Origin of the sequence: Polaribacter sp. NJDZ03 (genome assembly GCF_019263805.1) — a bacterium.
In the GTDB taxonomy this organism is placed as follows: domain Bacteria; phylum Bacteroidota; class Bacteroidia; order Flavobacteriales; family Flavobacteriaceae; genus Polaribacter.
The window spans coordinates 3097169-3121849 of sequence record NZ_CP079195.1; the positions used below are offsets into that span (position 1 = coordinate 3097169).

A 24681-nucleotide genomic window follows, 5' to 3' on the forward strand; every position below is an offset into this window, starting at 1 on the left:
CTATTTTTGTAAAAGATTTTACAATTTATGATTCTTAAAAATAAACTGATACTCATTACAGTTTTACTAGCTTTTTTTTCTTGTTCTAACGCAGAAATAATAAAAGACTTTACCTTAAAAGGACGCGTTTTTGGCACTACTTATAAGATTGTTTATTTAGATGCTTCTAAAAATTACCAAACATCTTTAGATAGTCTGTTTTTTTTAATGAACAAATCGTTATCAACTTATATACCTAGTTCAGATATTTCTAGAATTAACAAAGGAGATTCTACGGTTATTGTTGATGATTTATTTTTAGAGGTTTTTACAAAATCGAAAAGAATTTATACAGAAACCAATGGTTTTTTTGATCCAACTGTAGGAAACCTAGTAAATGCTTGGGGTTTTGGGCCTAAGAAGGAGAGGTTGAATTTAAGTGAAGATCAAGTAGCACAGCAAATGCAGTATGTTGGTTTAGATAAAGTAACTATTGTTAATGGTAAAATTAAAAAGCAAGATGCTCAAATTTATTTAGATTTTAACTCTATTGCCAAAGGGTTTGGAATTGATGTAGTAGCTCGTTTTTTAAATAGTAAAAACATATCGAATTATTTAATTGAAATTGGCGGAGAAATTCGTGCAAAAGGTGTAAAAAAAGAAAATCATCCCTGGGTTATTAAGCTCGTAAATCCTATAAAAAAGGATAGCATAAAAGGATATCGAAAAATAAATTTATCTAATAAATCGATGGCTACTTCTGGTAACTATAGAAAATTTAGAGTTACAAAAGACGGGCAGAAATATGTACATACAGTAAATCCTAAAACAGGGTATGCTATAGAAAGTAATTTGTTAAGTGCTTCTGTAATTGCCGATTTAGATTGTGCAGATACCGATGCATATGCAACCGCTTTTATGGCTATGGGCCTAGAGAATGCCAAAGAATTTTTAGAAATTCATAAAAATATTGGTGCTATTTTATTATTCATTAATAAAAATGGAGATTTAGAAGAATATAGAACAAGTGGCTATAACTAGTTTTTATATTTGTTATAGTGTGTTTTATAAAAGAACTAACTTTTATAACATACAGGAAGAATTTCATGCTGCATTAAACAAAATCGTTCTAGTTTTTCTGGAGCGATTTTTTTTGTATAATCTATTTCATCAACCTTAAAACCTATAGAACGTAGTTTGTTAAAATAATCTCTACCATAGACTCTTACATGATCATATTGACCAAATATCTTAGCGCGTTCTTTTTGATCTGTGATAGAATCGTCTTCAAAAGTATGTTCTCTAGACAATTCTTGCGGAATCTGAAAAATACCAAACCCTCCTTTTTTCATCACTCTAAACAATTCTTGCATTGCCTTTGTATCGTCTGTAATGTGTTCTAAAACATGGTTGCAGAAAACAACATCAAAAGAGTTATCATCAAAAGGTAAATCGCAAATATCTGCTTTTACATCTGCTATTGGAGATTCTAAATCTGACGTGGTATATTCTAAGTTTTTTTGTTTTCTAAAAACATCTAAAAAACATTGTTCTGGAGCAATATGTAAAGTCTTTAGTTTTTCTTTTGATGTAAAAAAGTCCGTTTCATCTCTTAAAAACAACCACATTAAGCGATGTCTTTCTAAAGATAGGGTAGAAGGTGAAAGTGCGTTTTCTCGTTGCTTACCGTATCCGTAAGGTAAAAACTTTCTAAAACTCTTGCCATCTATTGGGTCTGTATATGTATCGCCTTTTAAAGAAAAAGCAATAATTGGTCGTACTAGATAACTAGCTTTTATTAACCAAGGTCTTGGGATGGTGTTTAGAATGGATTTAAAAATAGACACGAATTACACGGATTACACAAAATGAGAGTTACAAAATTACTCTTTTGTAGGTTAAACTATCTTCACCAAAATTAACTAATAAGCCTAGTTTTATCTTTGATGCAGCTAAATAATTTAGAGTTTGTTTTATATGGCTATTTGTTAAAGATTCAATAGCTTTAATTTCGAGTATTATTTTATTATCGATGACAAAATCAGCAAAATAATAATGAGACAATTTTTCTCCTTTATATAATATTTGAAATTTTACTTCTCTTTGATATAAAATTCCTCGTCTTTTAAATTCTATTTCTAAAGCATCACCATAAATAATTTCACTAAAACCTTTTCCTAACTCTTTATGAACTTCCATGCAGGAACCAATAATGTTATATGATTCCTGTTTATGTATAAGTTCTGATTTCAATTGTTTTTGGTGAAAATAAAGTTTATTTTTTAGTGACAATTAGTGAAATTAGTGTCTTTTTTATTGTCTAAATTCGTCTTCCTCATCGGTAACAATACCTAATGCGTCGTGTACATATTTAAATGTAGAAAGTAATTCTGGTTTACCGTTAACAATAGCAATATCATGTTCAAAATGAGCAGAAGGCTTGTTGTCTAAAGTGGTAATTGTCCAACCATCAGAATGTTGTTTAATTTTATGAGTCCCTAAGTTTGTCATTGGTTCTATGGCAACAACCATACCTTCTACAAACTTTTTACCACGTCCTCTTTTTCCGTAGTTAGGCATTTCTGGATCTTCGTGCATTTCCCTACCTAAACCATGCCCTACCAATTCTCTTACAACACCATAGCCATGGTCTTCAGAAAATTTTTGAATAGCATAACCAACATCACCAACTCTATTACCAGCTTTAAATTCTCGAATACCAACATATAAACTAGCTCTAGTTACATCTAGTAATTTTCTAGTTGCTGGTTCAATCTCTCCAACGGCAAAAGTATAAGCATGATCTCCGTGAAAACCATTTTTATATGCGCCACAATCTATAGAAATAATATCACCCTCTACTAATGGGTTTTTATTAGGAATACCGTGTACTACCTGAGAATTAGGACTCATACAAAGTGAGTTTGGAAAATCATATAACCCTAAGAAACCAGGTACAGCACCTTCCGACCTAATAAAATCTTCGGCAAGTTTGTCTAAATACAAAGTAGAAACTCCTGGTTTTACTTCTTTAGCAAGCATACCTAACGTTTTAGAAACGATTAGTGCGCTTTCTCTCATCAATTCTATCTCTTCTCTTGTTTTTATCTTAATCATGTTAAAAAAATTGAATGGCAAAGTTACTATAATTTGGGTAGAATAAAGAAGGGTTTGTCTATTTGAAAAATGAGAAAAAACCTTTTTTCTTTTTTTGAGGTGGCTCGTAATTAAAAATAGCTTTGTGTATTTCTGTCCAACCCAAAAATCCACCAATATTTCTGTCGTCTATAAATAAATCAGCATGTATTTTACGACTGTGTTTTTCATCATATTCCTCTTCAGGAAAACTTTTATTAACAGTATAAAATTCAATATCATTTTCTTTGCAGAAAGCAACAGCTTCATCTAATCTTTTTCCGTGCCTGTAGGTCCAAAGAATTAATCGATGCCCTTGAGATTGTAATCTTTTTAAGGTATCGAAAGCAAAGATCATTTCTTCGCCAATTTTAGGATACGCATCTTCTACAATGGTACCATCAAAGTCTACAGCAATTATAAGTGGGTTTGTTGATAGCATTTATTATTTTTCGTATGAATGTTTATACGCTTCTCCAGAAACAATTTTTAACATGTCTTTTTCTAAAGATTCTCTTGCATATTCTACGTATCGTCCAATTTCTTTTCCGTCTCTATAAAAGATAAACGTAGGCACTCTTTCTATTTGTAAACCTTCTTGTAAGTTATCAGGAGTTTTTTTACTTCTGTCAACAGTAATTAGTTCTAAGTTATTTAAATTGAAACCAGATTGTTCTAAAATTTTATAAAAATGAGGTGTTTCTCTTTTGCTATCTCCGCACCAAGTACCCATAAAACCTTTAATTTTAACACCTTCTAATTCTTTTTTTAGCATTGTAATTGTTGCAGAATCTGGTGTATAACTTTCTAATCTTTCATTAAACCAAGTACTATAAGGGGTTTGTTGAAAAGAGGCTTTGTTAGCCAATCCTATTAAATCTCCACTTTGATTTTTCTTTGCAGTTACTTTTTTTTGGCCGTTGCAAGATGCAAAAACCATAATACAAGCCAATAAAAAGACTTTTTTCATATTTAGAATTTTTTAATTATAATAAAGAATGTTGTGTCATTTCTTTAGGTTGTTCTAAGCCCATTAAATCTAAAATTGTAGGAGCAATATCACCTAAAACACCACTGTTTATTGATTTTATTTCTTTATCAATTAAAATAAAAGGAACAGGGTTTGTTGTATGTGCTGTATGAGGAGATCCATCAGGGTTCATCATTGTTTCACAGTTACCATGATCTGCAATTAATAAAATAGAATAGCCATTATCTAAACCTGTTTCTATAACTTCTTTGGCACAAATATCTACAGCTTCACATGCTTTAATAGCAGCGTCCATCATTCCGGTATGTCCTACCATATCCCCATTAGCAAAGTTTAAGCAAACAAAATCTGCTTCACCTTTCTTTAAATCTTCACACAAGGCATCTTTTAATTCGTATGCAGACATTTCTGGCTGTAAATCATAGGTTGCTACTTTTGGTGAGTTTCTTAAAATTCTAGATTCTCCTTCAAACGGAGCTTCTTGTCCTCCAGAAAAGAAAAATGTAACGTGCGGATATTTCTCTGTCTCTGCAATTCGAATCTGTTTTTTACCTGCTTTAGATAAAACTTCTCCTAAAGTATTTTTAATGTTATCTGTATTATAGATAACGTTAATTCCTTTAAAACTTGCATCATATAAAGTGATGGTTGTAAAATAAAGGTCTAATTTTTTCATTCCAAATTCTGGAAAATCATTTTGAGATAACGCGTTTGTTAATTCTCTACCTCTATCTGTTCTATAGTTAAAGAAAAGTACAACATCACCTTCTTTAATTTGTGCTTTTGGCGACCCATCTTCATTGGTTACAATGATTGGTGTATGAAATTCATCAGTAATACCTGCTTCGTAATTTGTTTTTATAGTATTAATAATATCAGTTGTTTTTGTTCCAACTCCATTAACAACACCATCATACGCTTTTTTTACACGTTCCCAACGGTTATCTCTATCCATAGCATAATAACGACCTGTTACGGTTGCTATTTTACCTGTACTTTTGTCCATGTGCTCTTGCACTTCGTTTAAGAAAAAAGGTGCAGATTTAGGATCACAATCTCTACCATCTGTAAATGCGTGTAAGTACACATTATCAACTTCATTTTCTTTAGCAACATCTAATAATCCTTTTAAGTGATTAATGTGTGCGTGAATTCCTCCATTAGAAACTAGTCCTAATAAATGAACATCTTTGTTATTTTCTTTTGCGTATTTAAAAGTATCTAATAATACTTTTTCTTTGCCTAAAGTGTTTTCTTTAACAGCTTTATTAATACGAGCTAAATTCTGATATACAATTCTACCAGCACCTAAATTCATGTGTCCAACTTCAGAATTTCCCATTTGTCCTTCTGGCAAACCAACATGTTCTCCGTCTGTCCTTAACTGAGCATTTGGATATTTGTCATATAAACTATTAATAAAAGGTGTTTTTGCGTTGTAAATAGCAGATACTTTAGGGTCTTGTGTAATTCCCCAACCATCCAAAATCATTAGTATAACTTTCTTGTCCATTGTCTTAAAATTGAACAGTAAAATTAAGGAATATTTTATCGTTTTTATAGATTTTATAGAATTTTTACGAAACCGATAACGTAAAGAACCTTTCTGTAATAAAGGTGTATTTTATAAGCAGTTGCTGTTAATTTTAGTAACTTTTTCTAAATAAAAACTTTTTTTTGTTTGTTAAAGACTTGTTAATAGATCGTTTATATTGAAACATATTAAGTTGTTAATAGTCTTTTAAATATAACCGTTAAAATAATTAAAAAACCAAAAACTACTTTATTATGAAAAAAATCATCCTGTCTATGTTTGTATGTCTTATTGCTTTTAGTTCTATAAATGCAAGTACACCAAAAGTTTTAAAATCGAATAAAATAATTTCTGCAAAAACGTATTCTAACGTGAATGCTTTTTGTAGGTTGATTCAGATGGGGAATTATGAAGCTGTAAAAGCTTTAATTGAAACTGGCCAAAATGTAAACACAAAATCTACAGGGTTAACGCCTTTAATGTTTGCCGCAAGACACAATAAAGCAAAAATTGCACAACTTTTAATTGATAATGGGGCAAAGTTAGATATAAAATCATCTATTGGAAATATGACTGCTTTGTTAATAGGAAAAAGATCTAAGGCGGTAGATGCCATAAAAGTGATTAGAGAAGCACTTTAGTATTATTATTTGAATTAATTAATCTAAAGTTAAACAGACTACCTTTTAAGGGAGTCTGTTTTTTATTTGGTGTTATTTAACATAATTTAAACCTATTAAAATAGCTGTAATTAAAAGTATAAATATTAATATATTTCTTTTAAATAGGGTGTTGTTTTCTGCAATTATTCTTTTTCTAATTTTTTCTAACTCATCTGGAGTTGCTTTTTTATCAAAATAAAGTTCTCTTTTTTTTATTTTTTTATAGCCTTTAATTTTATCAAAAGTAGAAAGACGATTTCTTTTGTTAGCCTTTAAACTAGCAATCATATGTGCAATAAAACCTTCTCCAGCCATAATTAATGATATTTTCTTTAACTATAAGTAGCTAAAAAGGATAAAATGTTACGTTTAAAAGGGTTTTTACTTTACGATTAGTATCGTTAAAAAGTTTTTTTTGAGTCTTTAAATAAATAATCATTATTTTAAAGCGTATTATTGTAAGAATAATTCAATATTTTTTTAATGAGCCTACATTTCGAATTAAACGAAGTCACTAAAAAATTACCCAAACATTTACACAAGTTTGTGGTACAACAGCCGTATGAAGAATATACTGCGCAAAACCAAGCTGTTTGGCGCTATGTAATGAGAATGAATATAGACTACTTAAGTAAAGTAGCACATAAATCTTATATAACCGGCTTAGAAAAAACAGGAATTTCTGTAGAAAACATTCCTTATATGGAAGGTATGAACAGAATTTTAAAAGAAATAGGTTGGGCTGCTGTTTCTGTTGATGGTTTTATTCCTCCAAATGCTTTTATGGAATTTCAGGCTTATAATGTATTGGTTATTGCGTCTGATATGAGAACCATTAATCATATAGAATATACGCCAGCGCCAGATATTATTCATGAAGCAGCAGGGCATGCACCAATTATTTCGAATCCAGAATATGCAGAATACTTAAGAAGATTTGGAGAAATAGGTAGCAAAGCAATTTCTTCTGCTAAAGATTATGAAATGTATGAGGCAATTAGGCTTTTATCAATCTTAAAAGAAAATCCAAACTCAACAGAAAGTGAAATAGATAATGCGGAGCAAAAAGTAACTTATCTGCAGAATAATATGGGAGATTTGTCTGAAATGGCACAAATTAGAAATTTACATTGGTGGACGGTAGAATATGGGTTGATTGGTACTTTAGAGAATCCTAAAATATACGGAGCAGGTTTGCTTTCCTCTATAGGAGAAAGTGCTTGGTGTATGCAAGATGAAGTAAAAAAAGTTTCTTATTCTATTGATGTTGCAACCATAAATTTTGATATTACAAAACCGCAACCTCAATTATTTGTAACGCCAGATTTTGCTTATTTAAGTTTGGTTTTAGATGAATTTGCCAATACAATGGCAATACGAACTGGCGGATTAAAAAGTATTCAAAAATTAATAAATTCTGATAATTTAGGGACTATAGAATTAACAACGGGAATTCAAATTTCTGGCGTTTTCACCAAAGTTATTCAGTATAAAAATAATAAAGTTGCTTATTTTCAAACAACTGGTCCAACCGCTTTAGCTAATAGAGATAAAGAGTTAATTGGACACGGAATTACAAGTCATGCTAGTGGTTTTGGAAGTCCGGTTGGTAAATTAAAAGGAATTAATTTACCGATAGAAGACATGAGTCCGAGAGATCTAAGGGCTTACGGAATTTACGAAGGTGAATTTATGACATTAGAATTTGAGAGCGGTGTAATTGTAAAAGGAAAAGCAATAACCGGAACTAGAGATTTAAGAGGTAAAATTTTAATTATTTCTTTTGATGATTGCACGGTTGCTTACAAAGATGAGATTTTGTTTCAACCAGAATGGGGAATTTATGATATGGCGGTTGGTAAAGAAGTGGTTTCTGCCTATGCGGGGCCTGCAGATGTAGACTCTTTTTTAGGTTTAGGTAAAGTTTCTGAAACTAAAACACATAAGATTTCTTATACAGTAAAAGAGTTAGAATTGTATAATTTGTATGCTGAAGTTAAGATTCTTAGAGAAGAGAAATCTTCAACAAATATAAAAATAACAGAAATATTTAATCAGTTAAATAGCAAATTTCAAGGAGATTGGTTGTTGACTTTAGAGTTATATGAATTAGCTTTGCAGAATAACTTTTCCATTAGTGAGACCATTTTAGAAAGGTTGGAAGAATTGAAATGTAACAAAAGCTACACAAAGCTAATTGAAAATGGACTAATTTTGTGTCAGGTTTAATATTAAAAATAAAATAACATGGGTCTATTTGACATGTTTAAAAGAAAAGATATGAGTACAGAAATTAAAGAATATTTAGAAAAAGGAGCAGTTGTTTTAGATGTTAGAACACAAGAAGAGTGGGATGAAGGGCATACAGAAGGAGCAGAACATATAGTTTTAACGGTTATTCCTTTAGAGGTAGAAAAAATTAAAGCGTGGAATAAACCAGTAATTGCTGTTTGTAGAAGTGGAGCAAGAAGCGGACAAGCAACTCAGTTTTTAACAAACCATGGAATAGATGTTATTAATGGAGGTCCTTGGCAAAACGTAGATGAGCACGTTTCTTAGAAATAAATTATCGATTTAATTCGATGAAATTTTTCTTACTATAGTATAGATAAATAGAATTGTAACTTAATAAGTTGTAGTTCTATTTTTTTTGTTTAAAATTAGAAACTTTATTTTTTAAAACCTTTTTTTTTGTGTCTTTGTAATCTGTTATATTTTTTTATAGAATGTGTCGCTTTTCTAAAAAAGGCAAAGATTCCACCTAGCATTGCTCCCATAAAAGCTCCCATAGTTAGTGGGTCAAAATTATGACCTGTTATAAGAAATTTTGTATAGAAAATAAAGATTCCTATAAAAATAGAAACAATAAATACTTTTAGTTTAGATTTTGAAATATGGGCATAAATACCACAAAAGAATCCTGTTATTATAGAGGTTGCAGTAATTTTTGTTAGAATGAGTTCAATTAAATTAATTTCATCGATAACGAAAATAGAGGTAACGAACATGCCTAGTAATAGACCTGAAATTATACCAATTAATATTTTTTGACTCATTTTTGGAGGTTAATGTTATAAGATGGGAATTTACATAAAATTTTTAAGTAAATTAATTTTATTTTTTTGTGCTTTAAAAATTGATAAAAGTAAACTGAACTTTTAATGTCTCTTTTTTAACTTCTAAATTTTTTAAAAATTGGTGGTGTTGTATTGAGTTTTCATTAAAGGGTCTGTGAGAAAGTCCCTTTTGAATTACATCTACGTCTTTCATTGTTAATAGAGTATCTTCAGAAAACCAACTGGCAACAAATTTTTCCCAGATATAGTTAATGGCAGTTTTATTTGGGTGAATCATGTCTTCTGCATAAAATCGATAATCTCTTAATTCATCCATCATAATTTCATAACTCGGAAAATAGAAGGCGTAGCCTCCATTAAGTATATTGTGAATAGCCGAAATTAAATGAGCTTTACTTTGGGTGTTTTCTATAAAGCCATCTTTTAAATGACGTACAGGAGAAACCGTAAAAAGTATTTGGATATTTTTATTTATAGATTTTAAAAGTACAAGTATAGCTTCTAAACTCTCAGAAATTTCATCAACAGAAAGTAATTCTTTTAAAAATTTTTTCTGCGGAATTTTATGGCAATTGGCAACAATTTTATCAGTTTCTATAAATCGATACACCCAAGAAGTGCCTAGTGTAATAACAATGTGTGTGGCTTCTTCTAATTGTTTTTTTGTTGATGAAACTGTTGAATTTAGATTGTTTAATAATTCGTTTTTATCAGCAGCACTTAAACTAGAATGTGCATCAAAACAATGCCAACGTTCATTTTGGAACGTTAAATCTTTTTCTGAATATTCTTTTTCATTAATAGCGTTTGTAATTAAATTTTCAATTGCTTTTGGATGAAAGAGTATTCCGAATGGGTTCTGAAGTGATTGAAACTTATAATAAGATAATTTATCTCCTATATTTTCTGAAAAACAAGAGCCTAATAATAGTACCTTAGAATTGTAATCTATGGCGTTTCTTGTTTCTTTTTTTAAAGGAATTTGAGTTTGGAGTTTCATATTGCAAAGGTGTGGTTTTATTTGTTTCTCGGAAAAAAAAGTAGAGGTTTTTAAGTTGTGTGGTGTTTCTCTCGCAAAGACGCTAAGGCGCAAAGTTTTTACAAGTTGTGTGTTTTAGTTTTATGTTAAGCATGGTAATACAACACTCTTTGTGTCTCTGCTCCTTTGCGAGAAACTATAAACTATTTACAATTCTTGTGATTCCGTTTTTAATAAGAGCTTCATTAAAATTAATTAGTAACCCTAGCTTTAAGTTGGTGATTTTTAAATAGGTTAATAACTGCTTTGGATGAACGGGAGCAATTTTAGCGACAGATTTAAGTTCTAATATTACTTTATTTTCTATGATTAAATCAGCTCTAAAACCCAATTCTAACTTAATTTGATCCCAAAATACAGGAAGTACTTTTTGACGTTCTACTTTTAGTTTTTCCTTTTTTAGTTCGTGATACAAAATTTCTTCATAGACACTTTCTAATAAACCTGGTCCTAATGCAACGTGAATTTGATAACATTTATCTACAACTATTTTAGAAATTTCATTTTCTGTCATAATTTTTTATCAAAAGGTACAACGTTTTTTTGTTTTTCTAGAAGGTATAAAGGTTTTATGAGTTGTTTGGTGTTTTTTCTCTCGCAAAGCTGCTATGGTGCAAAGTTTTTTATTGTGTGTTTTTTCTCTCGCAGAGGCGCAAAGGCGCAAAGTTTTTTAAGTTGTGTGTTTTTTTCTCTCGCAGAGACGCTAAGTCGCAAAGGTTTTTATGTTGTGTGTTTTTTCTCTCGCAGAGGCGCTAAGTCGCAAAGGTTTTTTATGTTGTGTGTTTTTTCTCTCGCAAAGACGCTAAGGCGCAAAGTTTTTTTACAAGTTGTGTGTTTTAGTTGTATGTTTAATTTATATGTTAAACATAATAATACACCACTCTTTGCGTCTCTGCGGCTTTGCGAGAAACTTTTTACACCAAATAATCCACCGCTTTCTCTAAAGCTTTCGGAATTCCGCCTGGGTTTTTACCTCCTGCAGTTGCAAAGAAATTTTGTCCACCACCACCACCGTGTATTAGTTTTCCTAATTCTCTAACTACTTTACCTGCGTCATAACCACGTTCATTTGCCAATTCTTTAGAGATATAACAAGTTAACATCGCTTTATCTTTTGCAGCAGAAGAAGCAAATAATAAGAATAAATTTTGATGTTCTTTTCCTAGAGAAAAAGCTAAGTTTTTAATTCCGTTTTGGTCTAAATCTACTTTAGTAGCTAAAAACTGAACGCCATTAATTTCTTGTAATTGGCTTTTTAACTCACCAGATAAATTCTGAGCTTTATCTTTTAATAATTGTTCTATTTGTTTCTGTAAAGAAGCATTTTCATCCTGTAATTTCTGTACTGCTTTTACAGGTTCTTTTGTGTTGTTTAATAAATCTTTAATTTCAAATAGTGCTTTATTGTTTTCAGAATAAAAATCTTTTACAGCGTCGTTTGTAATCGCTTCTATTCTTCTGATACCAGAAGCAACAGCACCTTCAGATTTAATTTTAAAATGCCAAATATCACTGGTATTTTTTACGTGTGTTCCGCCACAAAGTTCAATAGACTTACCAAACTTAATAGCTCTTACAGTATCACCGTATTTTTCACCAAATAAAGCCATTGCTCCATCTGCAATTGCTTTTTCCATGGTAATATTTCTACTTTCTTCAAGAGGAAGTTGAGCATCAATTCTTCTGTTTACAAAATTTTCTACCTCACGTAATTCTTCTACTGTTAATTTAGAAAAATGAGAAAAATCGAAACGTAAATATTTAGAATGTACTGCAGAACCCTTTTGCTCTACATGAACCCCTAAAACCTCTCTTAAAGCTTGGTGCAATAAATGAGTAGCTGTGTGGTTACATTCTGTTCTAGAACGTTGTTTTTTGTCTACAACCGCTTTAAAAGTTTCGTTAATATGTTTTGGAAGGTTTTTTGTAAAGTGAATAATAACGTTATTCTCTTTCTTAGTATCTAAAATATACAGTACATCTCCTTGTGTAGTTTCTAAATACCCTTTATCCCCAACTTGTCCTCCACCTTCTGGATAAAAAGGAGTTAGGTTAAAAACTAATTGATACATTTCACCATCTTTCTTAGAAGTTACTTTTCTGTATCGTGTAACTTTTACGTTTGCTTCTAAAGCATCATAACCAATAAATTCTTCTATCGGATCATCAACTAAAATAGTCCAATCTTCTGTAGACATTTCGCTTGCAGCTCTAGATCTACTTTTTTGTTTTTGTAGTTCTTCTTCAAATCCTTTTTCATCTAAAGTCAATCCTTTTTCAGAAAGAATTAAAGACGTTAAATCTATAGGGAAACCGTAAGTGTCATACAATTCAAAAGCTTTATCACCAGAAACTTCTTTACCAGAAGTGCTTTCTATAATTCTGTCTAATAATAATAAACCTTGGTCTAAAGTTCTTAAAAAAGAAGTTTCTTCTTCCTTAATCACATTTTCTATTAATTGTTTTTGTGCTTTTAATTCTGGGAAAGCGTCTCCCATTTTATTGCTTAAAACATCTACTAATTTATAAATAAATGGCTCTTTTTTGTTTAAGAATGTAAAACCGTAACGTACTGCACGTCTTAAAATTCTTCTAATAACATAACCAGCACCAGTATTACTTGGTAATTGCCCATCTGCAATAGAAAATGCAACCGCTCTAACATGGTCGGAAATTACACGAATAGCAATATCTTGTTCTAAATTTTCACCATATTTTACATCGGCAATTGTTTCGATTTCTCTAATAATTGGTGTAAAAATATCTGTGTCGTAATTAGATTGTACATTTTGTAAAACCATACACAAACGTTCAAACCCCATTCCGGTATCTATATGTTTGTTAGGTAAATCTACTAAAGTTCCGTTTGCTTTTCTATTGTATTGCATAAAAACTAAGTTCCATATTTCTACAACATGCGGATGATCTTCATTAATTAAAGTTCGTCCATCTACTTTCGCTTTTTCTTCCGCAGAGCGGATATCAATATGAATTTCAGAACACGGTCCGCAAGGTCCTTGTTCACCCATTTCCCAGAAATTATCGCTTTTGTTTCCTTTTAAGATTCTATCTTCAGCAATAAATTGTTTCCAGATATCAAAGGCTTCGGTATCCATTTTTAAGTTATCGTCATCATCAGAACCTTCAAAAACGGTTACATATAAAATGTCTTTATCTATTTTATAAACTTCAGTTAATAACTCCCAAGCCCAAGCAATTGCTTCTTTCTTAAAATAATCGCCAAAAGACCAGTTTCCTAACATTTCAAATAAAGTATGATGATAGGTGTCATAACCTACTTCTTCCAAATCGTTATGTTTACCAGAAACACGTAAACATTTTTGAGAATCAGATATCCTGTTATTTTTTGGAACTCCGTTACCTAAGAAATATTCTTTAAAAGGCGCCATTCCAGAATTTACAAACATTAAAGTTGGGTCGTCCTTAGTAACCATTGGTGCAGAAGGAACAATTAAATGTGCTTTTTCTTGAAAAAAGTTTAAAAAAGTAGCGCGAATATCTTGAGATTTCATAAAAAAAGAAGTTTCCAACAAGTTGGATTATGTTAAATTATTTTTAAAAAAACTGCAAATAAAAAGCAGTTGTAAAACATTTTGTAAATTCGTAACTTAATAAAATGAGTTTCAAATATAAAACTCTCGTAATACAACAAAAATAGTATATTTATCCATATGGCAAAAGTAAAATATTATTACGATGCAGACACGCTTTCTTACCGGAAAATTGCAGTAAAAAAAGGTGAATACTATAAGAAAACTATTTTTGGAGTTTTAGCTTTAGTATTAGCTTCTTTTATTGGTTTTATTGTGTTTAGCCAGTTTATTATGTCTCCAAGAGAGAGAGCTCAAAAAAGAGAGTTAGAAAATTTAAAGTTACATTACGAGTTGCTTTCTAAAAAAATGCAAGAAAGTTCGTCTATTTTGGCACAATTACAAGAAAGAGATAATAATATTTATAGAACGTATTTTGAAGCAAACCCTATTTCAGACGAGCAAAGAAAAGCGGGTTTTGGTGGTGTAAATAGATACAAATATTTAGATGGTTTTGATAATTCTACGATGATTACAAAAGTAACTAAAGACATAGATATACTTTCTAAACAACTGGTTGTACAGTCTAAATCTTTAGATGAAATTGTAAATTTAGCAAAAGAAAAGGAGAGTATGTTGGCTTCTATACCAGCAATACAACCTGTTAAAAAAGAAGATTTAACAAGAATGGCTTCTGGTTATGGTCTAAGAATGCATCCCATATTAAAGTATAGAAAGATGCACAAGGGTATGGATTTTACAGCGCGTGTTGGTACGCCAGTTTATGCCACTGCAAATGGTAAAGTAATTAGAGCGCAAAGAAGTAGTTCTTACGGTAATGTTGTTTATATAGAGCATGGTTATGGGTATGAAACTATTTATGCACACATGAAAAAAATTGTAATTGAAAAAGGTAAAAACGTAAAAAGAGGAGATTTAATAGGTTATGTTGGTAATACTGGCTTATCTGCTGGTCCACATTTACATTATGAAGTTCATAAAAATGGTAGAGCAGTAAATCCTATTAGCTTTTATTATGGAGATTTATCTCCAGAAGAGTTTCTTACCATGCAAAAAGCTGCGGAAGAAGAAGGACAGTCTTATGATTAAGTTTTTGTTTCAATTTAGAGACAAGAGACAAGAGACAAGACTGAGTACTAAAAAGACATAAGAATAGCACTAAATCTATGTTACTCTGTGTTAATTTTTTCAAAGTTTTAGAATCAAGAATCAAGAATTTAGAGGTAAAACAAAAAAAAGAAGATTAAATTAGGTTATTCTAAGAGCATTTTTTAATTTTTGATTACTGATTACTGATTACTGATTACTGATTACTGATTACTGATTACTGATTACTGATTACTGATTACTGATTACTGATTACTGATTACTGATTACTGATTACTGATTACTGATTACTGATTACTGATTACTGATTACTGATTACTGATTACTGATTACTGATTACTGATTACTGATTACTGATTACTGATTACTGATTACTGATTACTGATTACTGATTACTGATTACTGATTACTGATTACTGATTACTGATTACTGATTACTGATTACTGATTACTGATTACTGAATACTGATTACTGAATACTGAAAAAGATGCATGTAGATTTACCAGAGAAAAGATATTATAAAATAGGTGAAGTTGCCAAAGCGTTTGAGGTAAATACTTCATTAGTTCGTTTTTGGGAAAAAGAATTTGATATCATTAAACCTAAAAAAAATGCGAAAGGGAATCGTTTGTTTACACAAGACGATATTAAAAACTTTAAGCTCATATTTAACCTTGTAAAAGAACGAGGTTTTACTTTAGAGGGTGCTAAACAAAAGCTAAAGAAAGATCCAGAAGGAATAGTTCAAAACCATGAAATTATTACTAGATTAGAAGGAGTTAAAGCAGAATTGATTAAAATTAAAAATCAATTGTAACATTTCCTTTATCTGTGTGTCTAACTTAATAGTATAGAAGCTAATATTCTTTACAAGCTCAATAATATTAAGTAGTTTTGTAGTACAAAAAATCAATCAAAAAATTAAAATTTAGAAATTATGAAAAAATGGTTAATACCAGTAATAGTAATCCTTGTTATTGTTTTCGGAGTATACAATTGGGGTAAAAACTTTAATAACGAAGCTGTTGTTTTACAGGAAGATGCAAAAACAACTTGGTCTAATGTAGAGAGTTCTTACCAACGTAGAAATGATTTAATTGGTAATCTGATTAAAACAGTACAAGGAGCAGCAGATTTTGAAAGAACTACTTTAACAGAAGTAATTGAAGCAAGAGCTAAAGCAACCTCTGTAAATATAAATGCAGGAGATTTAACAGCAGATAACATGGCGCAATTTCAACAAGCGCAATCTGGCTTAACAGGTGCGTTATCTAAATTATTAGTTTCTGTAGAGCGTTATCCAGAATTAAAAGCGAATCAAAACTTTTTAGAATTACAAAGTCAGTTAGAAGGTACAGAGAACAGAATTAACGTTGCTAGAGATCGTTTTAATGAAGGTGTAAATAATTATAACAAACATATAAAAGTGTTTCCAAATTCTGTGTTAGCAGGAATGTTTAATTTTGATGAAATGGATCGTTATAAAGCAGATGCAGGATCTGAAAATGCACCAGATGTAAACTTTAATTTTAATAATAAAAAAGAATAATATGTCTAAAGTAGAAGCGTTTCTGTCTCCAGAAGAAGAACAAGAAATTATTTCTGCTATTAGAGTTGCAGAGAAAGAAACTTCTGGCGAAATAAGAGTACATATTGAGGCTACCACAGAGAAGAATCATGATGAACGAGCGTTAGAAGTTTTTCATTTGCTAAAAATGAACAACACTAAAGATGCTAATGCAGTGTTGATTTATGTTGCTGTAAAAGACAAGAAATTTGTTATTTATGGTGATAAAGGAATTAACAAAGTGGTGCCAACAGATTTTTGGGATACCACCAAAGATGTAATGCAAAATCATTTTAAAAAAGGTGCTTTTAAACAAGGAATTGTTGACGGAATCTTAAAGGCAGGAAAAGAATTGCAAGCACACTTTCCTTGGCAAATTGATGATGTAGATGAACTTTCTAATGAGATTTCTAAAGGATGATATACAGTAAACAGTATTCAGTAAGTAGTATTCAGTTAGCAGTATTTTTTAGAAAAATTACTTTTTTTATTGCGTTTTTATTCACGTTAAGTGTTTTTTCTCAAGGGTATCAAATACCAGAAATTCCAAAGTTTCAAACCAGTGTTTATGATTATACGAGTTTATTAACCGCTAGTCAAAAAACAAGTTTAGAAAGTAAGTTAATACAGTATTCAGATACTACTTCTACTCAAATTGTAATTGCTATTATTCCATCCACCGAAGGTGAAAATATTAATTATTTAGCTGCCAATTGGGGGGAGAAATGGGGAATAGGTGATGCAGAAAAAGACAATGGTGTTTTAATGTTGTTAGCATTAAATGATCGAAAAATTGCCATTCAAGCTGGTAAAGGAACCGAGCATCTTTTAACTGATTTTCAATCGAAAAGAATTATTGAAAGAGTTATTATTCCAGAGTTTAAAAGAGGAGATTATTATAGCGGTTTAGACAAAGGATCTGATTATATTTTTAAAACCTTAAACGGAGAGTTTGAGGGAACAAGACAAGCAGATGCAGAAGGTTTTGATCCTGGGATCATTATTTTTATCATTATAGTTTTTATCATTTTTATTTTAATTTCTAGAGGAAATAAAAATAATGGAAGCGGTGGTAGAGGTTTTAGAAGCGGATCTATTGCAGGTGCTATTTTAGAAACTATTATTTTAAGTAACGCCGGTAGAGGTGGCGGAAGTTTTGGTGGTGGTTTTGGAAGTTCTTCTGGTGGAGGTAGTTTTGGCGGAGGCGGCTTTGGAGGCGGTTTCGGTGGAGGTAGTTTTGGTGGAGGTGGTGCTTCTGGTGGCTGGTAAATTCCATTTTAATCTTTCCTGTCGGAAGAAAATCTAATTATAAAAAATAAATAACAAACCCTTCAGAATAAAAAAACTGAAGGGTTTTAATATTAAAATAAATTGTATTGTTGATGAAAGTAATAACTGTAATTTTTAGTTTTCTGTCTTTAGTTAGTTGTCAGAATTTTGGTAGTTTAAAACTTATATCAGAATTATCAAAAGACTTAGAAGAGGTTTCTGGTGCAGAAGTAGTTGCCAATTCAGATCTAATTTGGATGCAAAATGACGGTGGAAATAAGCCTAAAATTTATGGTGTTTCTGCTACCGGAAATATTGTTGAAGAGCTCACCATAAAAGAAAAAAACCACGATTGGGAAGACTTAGCGTCAGACGAAGAGGGAAACCTCTATATAGGTGATTTTGGAAACAATGATAGTAAAAGAGAAAACCTTGTTATTTTAAAAGTAAAACATGAAGATTTAACAAGTTCTAAAAAAATAAAAGTAGAGAAAATTAAGTTTTCGTATCCAAATCAAAAGAAATTTCCACCTAAAAAGAAGCAACTGTTTTTTGATGCAGAATCTTTTTTCTATTATAATAATGCGTTTTATGTGTTTACTAAAAGTAGGGTGAAAGATGAATTTGGAAAAACTTCTTTATACAAGATTCCTGCAAAAGAAGGAAAACATGAAGCAACTTTTATTTCTGAATTTAATAATGGCGACAATACAGAAAATTGGATAACTTCTGCAGATATTTCTGATGATGGAAGCAAGGTAGCGTTGTTATCGCCAGCAGCAGTTTTAATTTTTACGGATTATAAAAATGATGATTTTTTATCTGGTAAAGTAACTAAAATCCCTTTAAATCACGCTTCTCAAAAAGAAGGAGTTGCTTTTAAAGATAACAATACTTTATATATTACTGACGAAAAAGCTCATGGTGCTGGCGGTAATTTTTATGAGTTAAAGCTTAACTAAGCGGCAAATTTATAAATTAATAAACCCCAACCTAAAACTAAGCATAAACCACCTAGAGGTGTAATTGGACCTAAAAACCTTATTTTTTTATGATTGGCAGATGATAGAACCAAGCCATAAATAGAAAATGAAAATAAAATAATACCAATTATAAAAAAGTTAATAATGTAATTATCTATGGCAATTTGGTCGTTTAACTGAAAACCTAAAATGAGCAATACAATTGCATGATACATTTGGTATTTAACACCTGTTTCAAAACTTTGTAATTGGTCTGTGTTTAGTTTTTTCTTTAGAAGATGTGCACCAAAAGCACCAAAAATTACTGCTGACATTCCAAAAATTGCTCCTGAAATTAATGCTATTTTATCCATATTTGTTAAAAGTTAAATCCTAAATTAAGGGTTGCTCTTACGCCATCATCACTATTAAACACAGCCACATTTGCAACTAACATATTTGCAGCGTTAAAGAAAACACCACCTCCAATAGCGGTGTTAAATTTAGTGTTGTTAAACGTTGTATTTTGCTGTCCCCAAACGGTTCCGTAATCAAAACCACCGTAAATACCAATATTTAGAGGTACAATACTTGTTTTAATTTTACTTAAAAGTAAACGAAGGTCTGTAGATTGGTAAAATGAATTTTTCCCTGTAAATCGTTGGTTTCTGTAACCTCGTAAACCATCATTTCCACCAATGCTTGCTGCTTGATACAGCTCATAAGAATCTCCAAAATTATAGTGTCCTTTTACCTTTGTAGCCAAAACTAATTTTCCACTAGCAATCAATTTATAATCAAAAGAAATAGCAGGAATTAAATATCCGAAGTGGTTGCTATTTTTTAGGTTAGAGGTATAACCTACTTTTAAAGATGTTTTCATTCCCATTGTTGGAAAAGCACTATTATCTGTGTTTTCAAATTGATAACCGGCCTCTGTATTTATAAATTGTTGATTGTTAAAAATAGCATCGTTTGTAGCAATGGAATCACTTACAAATCTATTAGATGTTTGTTCTACTTTATAATTTTGAAAATTTACACCTACTTTTATTTTTCCATCCAAATCTCCTTTCCATTGTATAAAAGTACCAGCACTCAACTCTTTTATTCTAAGTCTATTGTATTCTTCATCTTTTATTTCATGAGGCGCATTTAGGTTTATAGAGTTGTTTCCTAAACCAAAATAATTCATAGCAAAATTAGGACTTGTAATACGTGCTTTAACACCAAGGTTCCAGTTTTTTATAACGTTTGCAAATTCGCTAGAATAATCAAATTCAAAACCATTAGTTGCAAAATAATAAGATGCATTTAAGGTATGTTGAGAACTAAATGGGTTTCTCTCAAAACCAAAAGAAGTATAGACATTAGACACGCCAATTTTTACACCATCATCTGCATTAAAACCAATGGTTGGAGATATAATAAACTGATTGTTTTTTAGTTTCGTGTAATCATACACGTTGGTTTCGTAATTATCGGTTAACTTTTTACTTCCTTTGTTTGTTATAAAAGTGTTTTTCTTAGATTTAAAATCATACATTTTTACTTTTGTACCATTAATTATATTGTAAATGTCGTTGTTTTGACCACCAATAATTCTAATTTTTATATACTTGTCTGAATTTCCTTTTACCACAAAAGTATCTTTATCATCTAAACCATAAATCCAAATTTCTTTGGTTTCAGACTTATTGTAAGTTCGTTCATGAAAAATAGTTCCTTTTTCTCCTTTTATAATTCGGTATCCAGTTATTTTTGTACTTCCGTTAGAAATTCTTTCAATATCAAACCAATCATCTTTATGAGTACCTTTTATAACTTGAAATTTATTTAGGTGTTGAAAATAAGCATCAGAAATTTTTTGTAAATTCTTTCTTCTACCTTGTAATTTTGTTTTTATTTCTGATACAGTATGATCTCTTACTTCGTTAGGGAAATTAGTAAAAGCATCTTCTATTACGGCATCTGTAAGGTTTGTAGTAATTAACTTTACTTGTGCATTCCAATCGTCTTTACTAGCCGTTGTAATTAATGCCATGTCTAAAGGATAAGGCGATAAATTAAACCATTTTGGACTGCTAATATCTTCTTTGTAGGATTGCATTGCACGTAATGCAGGTATTATTTTTGTGGTAATATTTAATAAAAAACCATCGCCAAAAACAGCAAAAGCTTGGTCTCTATCTCTTGGTACTGGTCTGTAAATTGTCTGTTCACCTTCTTTAAAAACAGCCCATCTCCATTGGTCTTGGTGTCTGTCCCAATCACCAATTAACATGTCGAATAAACGTGCTTTTATGTATGCTTTTTCATCTAAAACATGATGTTCATTTTTACTCAATTTTTTTAATAAATCATCTGTACTAATTATTTCATCAGCAAAACCAAAACTTTCTTTGTCTCCATGACCAGAAGCGGCTCTTTCTTCAATCATGTATAACTCATTACCAAAATCATCATTAAAACTACCTAAACTATTTTGTTTAGGAACATAGTATAAAATAGGATTTGTGTGATACACTCCAACCGCATCAGCCAATTTACCAATAGTAAATGGTGCATACGGGTGCGAACCTGTAAAAACATCATTTAATAAACTTTCTGTTGCAGTATTGTTAAATTGCCCTTCTATATATTGGTCTTTAAAAGCGACTGCTTGTAAATATTGTACCGCATTTTTACGCAATGCGCGCATTACATATTCCCTACCTTTTGGATCTTTAAGTCTTAATGATTTAGATTGATGTCCGCCACCTTTTCTAACCGGTTTTAAACCACCAAAAAGAGTATCTAAATCTACCGTTGGAGCAATTACTTCTGTACCAAAATATTTTCTATAACGTTCTCCCCAAAAAAAACGATAAACTCCGCTTTTATCAACTTCTTCTTGTGTATAGATTGCTGCTTTTTTTTCTGTAATTTTAGTGTTCGTAAATGGCTTGAAATTAATGTTTTCGTCAGCAGGTAAAACAGATGTAGTGTACACTACTTTATCATCCTTTACCGTGTAAAAAGCAACATTAGAAGAGCCGTCTTTATAAACATCTAACTTTGCAAAACCTTGCGCTGCATAAGTAAATTTTGCGTTTCCTGTTAATTTTGTAGCCATTGTTTTAGAACCAGAACCACTTACTATTTGAGGTAAATTATCTTCTACAATATATTGTAGGTTGTGGTCATGACCGGATACTAAAATAATTTTATCATTTTCTTGAGAGAGTGTAATAACACGTTTTCTAAGTTCGTTGTATTTTTTATTTTCAATATCGGTATTTGTAAGTCCGGTAGTTTTTCTAAGTAAATTTTTAAGAGAACCTAAAACAGGTAAAGGGCTCATGTGGCTTTTAAAAGAATATTGGCCACCGTGAGAACCGTTTGTAAACATAGGGTGGTGTAATGCTACGATAGTTGTTTTTCCTCTCGCTTTTTTAATCAGTCCTTCAAATTCATCAAAGAATTTTTCTCTTGTTTTAATTTCACAATCATCATTAATTGTTGGGTGATTGTCCCAATTTGTTAAATACCATTGTGTATCAACAATAATTAAAATGATGTCATCAGAAATAGTAACTTTTTCTAACGGACAACCATTATTTGGCAAAAAAGCCGATTTTCCTAATGCCTTTTCAACTAATTTCTCTTCTCTTTTTAAGCCATCTAAACCGTGGTACCAATCGTGGTTTCCAGGAATAAATATAGAATTTCCTTTAAATTGTTTGGCAACATTTGTTTGCGCTTCAATTCTTCTTTTTGCTAAAGGATAATTTTTAGAATCTTTATCTGGTATGCCGGTTTCATAGACATTATCTCCTAAAAAAAGTAGTGTAGATTCTTCGGATGCATTTTTAATATGCTTTTTCAAATATTTTAAAGCAGGAGAATCTTCAGTTAAAGTAGAGTTGCCTGCATCTCCAATAAGGTAAAAACTATGTGCTATTTTAGAAACTTTTTTTTCTGTTTTATTAGATTGATTTTCTGCAATTTGCATTTCTATGGTTGCGCAGGCAGAAATGGATAAAAAAAGTAAACTGAATACGGAATATTTGAATAGTTTCATAAGTGCTAAAATAACTATTTTTAAATTGATTTTTTATATCGTTGTAAGTCTTCTTTGGTATCTATGTCTAAGAAGTTGGTTGTTATTGTAGAACAAAGAATTTCGTTTTTCTTTTTACTGATGAATTCCTTTGCGCCTTTGTCTCCTTTTATCAGTAATAAATTAGAAAAATACTTTTTAGGAAATATAGCAGGAACACCAAATTTTTTACCGTAGTTAGATGCTATAATGCTGTTTTTATTTTGATAAAATAAATGAATCATATCTTCTATATAAGCAACATTAATGGCTGGTTGATCTGCCAATAAAATAAAAATACCTTCTAAATTGAATTCCTTATTTTTGAGATATTCAATTCCAGAAACGATGCTAGAACTTAATCCTTCTTCAAAATTGACGTTCTCAATAAATTGGATGTCCTTAGTCCTTATTTCTGGTTTAATTTTATCAGCATTTGCGCCTAAAATACAAAAAATAGTGGAAGTGTAAACACACTGTATTTTCTCTAAAGTAAGTTCTAAAAGTGTTTTTTCGTTTATTTTCTCTAACTGTTTTATGCTATTCATTCTAGATGATTTACCTGCAGCTAAAACTAAAATAGCAATATTTTTCATAAGTTTAGGTATGTATTTTTCCGGTTAGGTTTCTTAAAGAAAAAGGTTCTTTCTTTCTAATTACCGATAAAATTTCTGCAACAATAGAAACGGCAATTTCCTCAGGAGTTTGGGCACCAATATGTAAGCCTGCTGGGGTATAGATGTTGTCTAAAAATTCATCAGAAATATCTGGAACAAATTCAAAAAGTTCGTTAAATAAACGTTCTCTTCTGTTTGGAGCACCTAAAATACCAATATATTTAGGTTTGGATTCAGATAGTTTTATAACGTATTTTAAGTCTTGTACGTAACTATGATTCATAATTACAATAGCGGTGTTTTCTTCAATTTTTGTAAATTGAATGGTTTCAGGAGAATCTCCAATTACAGAATTTGCTCCTGGAAAATCATTTATTTGCTTAGAGTCTTTTGCGCAAGTTATCACATCAATTTCCCAACCTAATGTAGCAGCTACTTTACAGAGTTTTACAGCATCGTGTTCTCCTCCAATAATTATCAACCTAAAACTTGGTTGTACTATTTGGGAGAAAATTATTTCGTCTTTTTTCTGCTGATAATTAAAAGCTTCAGAAAATGTAAATTGTTTTTTATTGTAAAAAGTAATTACAGAGCCAAAATTACCAAAAGCTTCATTTTCATCGGTAAAGTGGCTTGCAATATGTATGGTTTCTCTTTCAGAATTTGACTTAGTAAAATGAGTAAGAAATTCATCAGTAATAAAAAAAGGTTCTATTAAAACATATAAAATACCCTCGCAGCCTAGTTTGTATCTACCATCGTAAGTAATTACTTTTGGTTTGTTATCAGAAAAAACACTTTTTGATCTGTGTTTAATTTCTTTTTCTACACAACCACCACTTACAGCACCTACAGAACTAAAGTCTTCAGAAATTAACATTCTTACACCTGGTTTTCTGTAAGAAGAACCTTCTAAATGTACTACGGTTGCCAATACATTTTTCAGTCCCTTTTGTTGATTGATGACTGCCTGATTTATAATTTCTTTAAGTTCGTGATTCATTAATAAAAACTAAAATTTAGGTTAAAATATAAAATTTTTTATGATTCTTTTAAAATACACTATAAATACGTGTCATTTTTGTATT

At 30.7% G+C, this 24681-nt stretch carries 25 protein-coding genes; 10 read left to right on the plus strand and 15 right to left on the minus strand.

From position 1 onward, the window contains the following. Positions 1–27: 27 nt before the first annotated feature. The gene (locus KV700_RS13205) at positions 28–1020 is read left to right on the plus strand and encodes an FAD:protein FMN transferase (RefSeq protein ID WP_218598161.1); all 993 of its coding nucleotides are present in this window, start codon (positions 28–30) and stop codon (positions 1018–1020) included. A 35-nt stretch (positions 1021–1055) separates the two neighbouring features. Here KV700_RS13205 and KV700_RS13210 read toward each other — a convergent pair whose 3' ends face one another. Genes KV700_RS13210 through gpmI form a run of 6 tightly spaced genes read right to left on the minus strand, consistent with a single transcriptional unit; the run spans position 1056 to position 5618 of the window. Continuing rightward, entirely contained in the window at positions 1056–1826 is a 771-nt protein-coding gene (locus tag KV700_RS13210) for a class I SAM-dependent methyltransferase (protein WP_218598162.1), read from the minus strand. Positions 1827–1854: 28 nt separating this feature from the next. After that, positions 1855–2232 (minus strand): GxxExxY protein, encoded by a 378-nt coding sequence (locus KV700_RS13215; protein ID WP_262887966.1) that lies wholly within the window; start codon positions 2230–2232, stop codon positions 1855–1857. Positions 2233–2292: 60 nt separating this feature from the next. Continuing rightward, positions 2293–3096, minus strand: a complete 804-nt coding sequence (gene map, locus KV700_RS13220; RefSeq protein ID WP_166387609.1) for a type I methionyl aminopeptidase — start codon at positions 3094–3096, stop codon at positions 2293–2295. Positions 3097–3154: 58 nt separating this feature from the next. Further along, entirely contained in the window at positions 3155–3556 is a 402-nt protein-coding gene (locus KV700_RS13225; protein WP_166387611.1) for a BT0820 family HAD-type phosphatase, read from the minus strand. A gap of 3 nt (positions 3557–3559) precedes the next feature. Then, positions 3560–4084: a thioredoxin family protein gene (locus tag KV700_RS13230; RefSeq protein ID WP_218598163.1), complete on the minus strand. Its 525-nt coding sequence runs from the start codon at positions 4082–4084 to the stop codon at positions 3560–3562. Between the two features lie 16 nt (positions 4085–4100). Further along, positions 4101–5618, minus strand: a complete 1518-nt coding sequence (gene gpmI, locus KV700_RS13235; protein WP_218598164.1) for a 2,3-bisphosphoglycerate-independent phosphoglycerate mutase — start codon at positions 5616–5618, stop codon at positions 4101–4103. A 275-nt stretch (positions 5619–5893) separates the two neighbouring features. Here gpmI and KV700_RS13240 point away from each other — a divergent pair, with 275 nt between their 5' ends. Then, on the plus strand, positions 5894–6280 hold the full coding sequence (locus KV700_RS13240) for an ankyrin repeat domain-containing protein (protein ID WP_218598165.1): 387 nt from the start codon (positions 5894–5896) through the stop codon (positions 6278–6280). A gap of 72 nt (positions 6281–6352) precedes the next feature. Here KV700_RS13240 and KV700_RS13245 read toward each other — a convergent pair whose 3' ends face one another. After that, a complete protein-coding gene (locus KV700_RS13245; protein ID WP_166387617.1) occupies positions 6353–6616 on the minus strand; it encodes a hypothetical protein in 264 nt (87 codons plus the stop codon). A 168-nt stretch (positions 6617–6784) separates the two neighbouring features. Here KV700_RS13245 and KV700_RS13250 point away from each other — a divergent pair, with 168 nt between their 5' ends. Both KV700_RS13250 and KV700_RS13255 read left to right on the plus strand, forming a co-directional pair. Continuing rightward, entirely contained in the window at positions 6785–8530 is a 1746-nt protein-coding gene (locus KV700_RS13250) for an aromatic amino acid hydroxylase (protein ID WP_218598166.1), read from the plus strand. Between the two features lie 51 nt (positions 8531–8581). Further along, the gene (locus KV700_RS13255; protein ID WP_218598167.1) at positions 8582–8860 is read left to right on the plus strand and encodes a rhodanese-like domain-containing protein; all 279 of its coding nucleotides are present in this window, start codon (positions 8582–8584) and stop codon (positions 8858–8860) included. A gap of 110 nt (positions 8861–8970) precedes the next feature. On the opposite strand, the gene KV700_RS13260 is transcribed toward KV700_RS13255, so the two are convergent. The 4 genes from KV700_RS13260 to alaS form a co-directional block, all read right to left on the minus strand. Continuing rightward, positions 8971–9357, minus strand: a complete 387-nt coding sequence (locus tag KV700_RS13260) for a hypothetical protein (protein WP_218598168.1) — start codon at positions 9355–9357, stop codon at positions 8971–8973. 73 nt (positions 9358–9430) lie between these two features. Continuing rightward, positions 9431–10378 (minus strand): GSCFA domain-containing protein, encoded by a 948-nt coding sequence (locus tag KV700_RS13265; RefSeq protein WP_218598169.1) that lies wholly within the window; start codon positions 10376–10378, stop codon positions 9431–9433. A gap of 175 nt (positions 10379–10553) precedes the next feature. Continuing rightward, complete coding sequence (locus tag KV700_RS13270) at positions 10554–10931, minus strand: GxxExxY protein (protein ID WP_218598170.1); 378 nt, start codon at positions 10929–10931, stop codon at positions 10554–10556. A 400-nt stretch (positions 10932–11331) separates the two neighbouring features. Next, a complete protein-coding gene (gene alaS, locus KV700_RS13275) occupies positions 11332–13950 on the minus strand; it encodes an alanine--tRNA ligase (protein WP_218598171.1) in 2619 nt (872 codons plus the stop codon). Between the two features lie 159 nt (positions 13951–14109). Between alaS and KV700_RS13280 the strand changes: the two genes are divergently transcribed. The 6 genes from KV700_RS13280 (at position 14110) to KV700_RS13305 (ending at position 18895) form a co-directional block, all read left to right on the plus strand. Further along, positions 14110–15078, plus strand: coding sequence for a M23 family metallopeptidase (locus KV700_RS13280; RefSeq protein WP_166387631.1), 969 nt, complete (start codon positions 14110–14112; stop codon positions 15076–15078). Between the two features lie 506 nt (positions 15079–15584). Beyond that, on the plus strand, positions 15585–15914 hold the full coding sequence (locus tag KV700_RS13285; protein WP_166387849.1) for a MerR family transcriptional regulator: 330 nt from the start codon (positions 15585–15587) through the stop codon (positions 15912–15914). A 120-nt stretch (positions 15915–16034) separates the two neighbouring features. Then, on the plus strand, positions 16035–16646 hold the full coding sequence (locus tag KV700_RS13290; RefSeq protein WP_166387847.1) for a LemA family protein: 612 nt from the start codon (positions 16035–16037) through the stop codon (positions 16644–16646). Between the two features lies 1 nt (position 16647). Beyond that, on the plus strand, positions 16648–17085 hold the full coding sequence (locus tag KV700_RS13295; RefSeq protein ID WP_166387845.1) for a TPM domain-containing protein: 438 nt from the start codon (positions 16648–16650) through the stop codon (positions 17083–17085). Continuing rightward, complete coding sequence (locus tag KV700_RS13300) at positions 17082–17933, plus strand: YgcG family protein (protein ID WP_166387843.1); 852 nt, start codon at positions 17082–17084, stop codon at positions 17931–17933. Before KV700_RS13295 ends, KV700_RS13300 begins: the two co-directional genes overlap by 4 nt. 113 nt (positions 17934–18046) lie before the next feature. Next, positions 18047–18895 (plus strand): hypothetical protein, encoded by an 849-nt coding sequence (locus KV700_RS13305; RefSeq protein WP_254712915.1) that lies wholly within the window; start codon positions 18047–18049, stop codon positions 18893–18895. On the opposite strand, the gene KV700_RS13310 is transcribed toward KV700_RS13305, so the two are convergent. From KV700_RS13310 to KV700_RS13325, 4 genes are read right to left on the minus strand one after another with little or no spacing between them, the layout of a single operon-like run. Beyond that, on the minus strand, positions 18892–19269 hold the full coding sequence (locus KV700_RS13310; protein ID WP_166387841.1) for a DUF423 domain-containing protein: 378 nt from the start codon (positions 19267–19269) through the stop codon (positions 18892–18894). The genes KV700_RS13305 and KV700_RS13310 overlap by 4 nt on opposite strands. A gap of 5 nt (positions 19270–19274) precedes the next feature. Next, on the minus strand, positions 19275–22958 hold the full coding sequence (locus KV700_RS13315; protein ID WP_218598172.1) for a metallophosphoesterase: 3684 nt from the start codon (positions 22956–22958) through the stop codon (positions 19275–19277). 20 nt (positions 22959–22978) lie between these two features. Beyond that, positions 22979–23572: an NTP transferase domain-containing protein gene (locus tag KV700_RS13320; RefSeq protein WP_218598173.1), complete on the minus strand. Its 594-nt coding sequence runs from the start codon at positions 23570–23572 to the stop codon at positions 22979–22981. A gap of 4 nt (positions 23573–23576) precedes the next feature. Then, positions 23577–24596 (minus strand): XdhC family protein, encoded by a 1020-nt coding sequence (locus tag KV700_RS13325; protein ID WP_218598174.1) that lies wholly within the window; start codon positions 24594–24596, stop codon positions 23577–23579. Positions 24597–24681 lie beyond the last annotated feature (85 nt).

Coding starts and splice junctions, on each gene's coding strand:
- KV700_RS13255 (WP_218598167.1), top strand. CDS start 8,582: ATGAGTACAGAAATTAAAGAATATTTAGAAAAAGGAGCAGTTGTTTTA.
- KV700_RS13295 (WP_166387845.1), top strand. CDS start 16,648: ATGTCTAAAGTAGAAGCGTTTCTGTCTCCAGAAGAAGAACAAGAAATT.
- KV700_RS13230 (WP_218598163.1), bottom strand. CDS start 4,084: ATGAAAAAAGTCTTTTTATTGGCTTGTATTATGGTTTTTGCATCTTGC.
- KV700_RS13265 (WP_218598169.1), bottom strand. CDS start 10,378: ATGAAACTCCAAACTCAAATTCCTTTAAAAAAAGAAACAAGAAACGCC.
- KV700_RS13205 (WP_218598161.1), top strand. CDS start 28: ATGATTCTTAAAAATAAACTGATACTCATTACAGTTTTACTAGCTTTT.
- KV700_RS13300 (WP_166387843.1), top strand. CDS start 17,082: ATGATATACAGTAAACAGTATTCAGTAAGTAGTATTCAGTTAGCAGTA.
- gpmI (WP_218598164.1), bottom strand. CDS start 5,618: ATGGACAAGAAAGTTATACTAATGATTTTGGATGGTTGGGGAATTACA.
- KV700_RS13260 (WP_218598168.1), bottom strand. CDS start 9,357: ATGAGTCAAAAAATATTAATTGGTATAATTTCAGGTCTATTACTAGGC.
- KV700_RS13290 (WP_166387847.1), top strand. CDS start 16,035: ATGAAAAAATGGTTAATACCAGTAATAGTAATCCTTGTTATTGTTTTC.
- KV700_RS13305 (WP_254712915.1), top strand. CDS start 18,047: ATGAAAGTAATAACTGTAATTTTTAGTTTTCTGTCTTTAGTTAGTTGT.
- KV700_RS13280 (WP_166387631.1), top strand. CDS start 14,110: ATGGCAAAAGTAAAATATTATTACGATGCAGACACGCTTTCTTACCGG.
- alaS (WP_218598171.1), bottom strand. CDS start 13,950: ATGAAATCTCAAGATATTCGCGCTACTTTTTTAAACTTTTTTCAAGAA.
- KV700_RS13325 (WP_218598174.1), bottom strand. CDS start 24,596: ATGAATCACGAACTTAAAGAAATTATAAATCAGGCAGTCATCAATCAA.
- KV700_RS13320 (WP_218598173.1), bottom strand. CDS start 23,572: ATGAAAAATATTGCTATTTTAGTTTTAGCTGCAGGTAAATCATCTAGA.
- KV700_RS13270 (WP_218598170.1), bottom strand. CDS start 10,931: ATGACAGAAAATGAAATTTCTAAAATAGTTGTAGATAAATGTTATCAA.
- KV700_RS13285 (WP_166387849.1), top strand. CDS start 15,585: ATGCATGTAGATTTACCAGAGAAAAGATATTATAAAATAGGTGAAGTT.
- KV700_RS13240 (WP_218598165.1), top strand. CDS start 5,894: ATGAAAAAAATCATCCTGTCTATGTTTGTATGTCTTATTGCTTTTAGT.
- KV700_RS13315 (WP_218598172.1), bottom strand. CDS start 22,958: ATGAAACTATTCAAATATTCCGTATTCAGTTTACTTTTTTTATCCATT.
- KV700_RS13245 (WP_166387617.1), bottom strand. CDS start 6,616: ATGGCTGGAGAAGGTTTTATTGCACATATGATTGCTAGTTTAAAGGCT.
- KV700_RS13310 (WP_166387841.1), bottom strand. CDS start 19,269: ATGGATAAAATAGCATTAATTTCAGGAGCAATTTTTGGAATGTCAGCA.
- KV700_RS13250 (WP_218598166.1), top strand. CDS start 6,785: ATGAGCCTACATTTCGAATTAAACGAAGTCACTAAAAAATTACCCAAA.
- map (WP_166387609.1), bottom strand. CDS start 3,096: ATGATTAAGATAAAAACAAGAGAAGAGATAGAATTGATGAGAGAAAGC.
- KV700_RS13225 (WP_166387611.1), bottom strand. CDS start 3,556: ATGCTATCAACAAACCCACTTATAATTGCTGTAGACTTTGATGGTACC.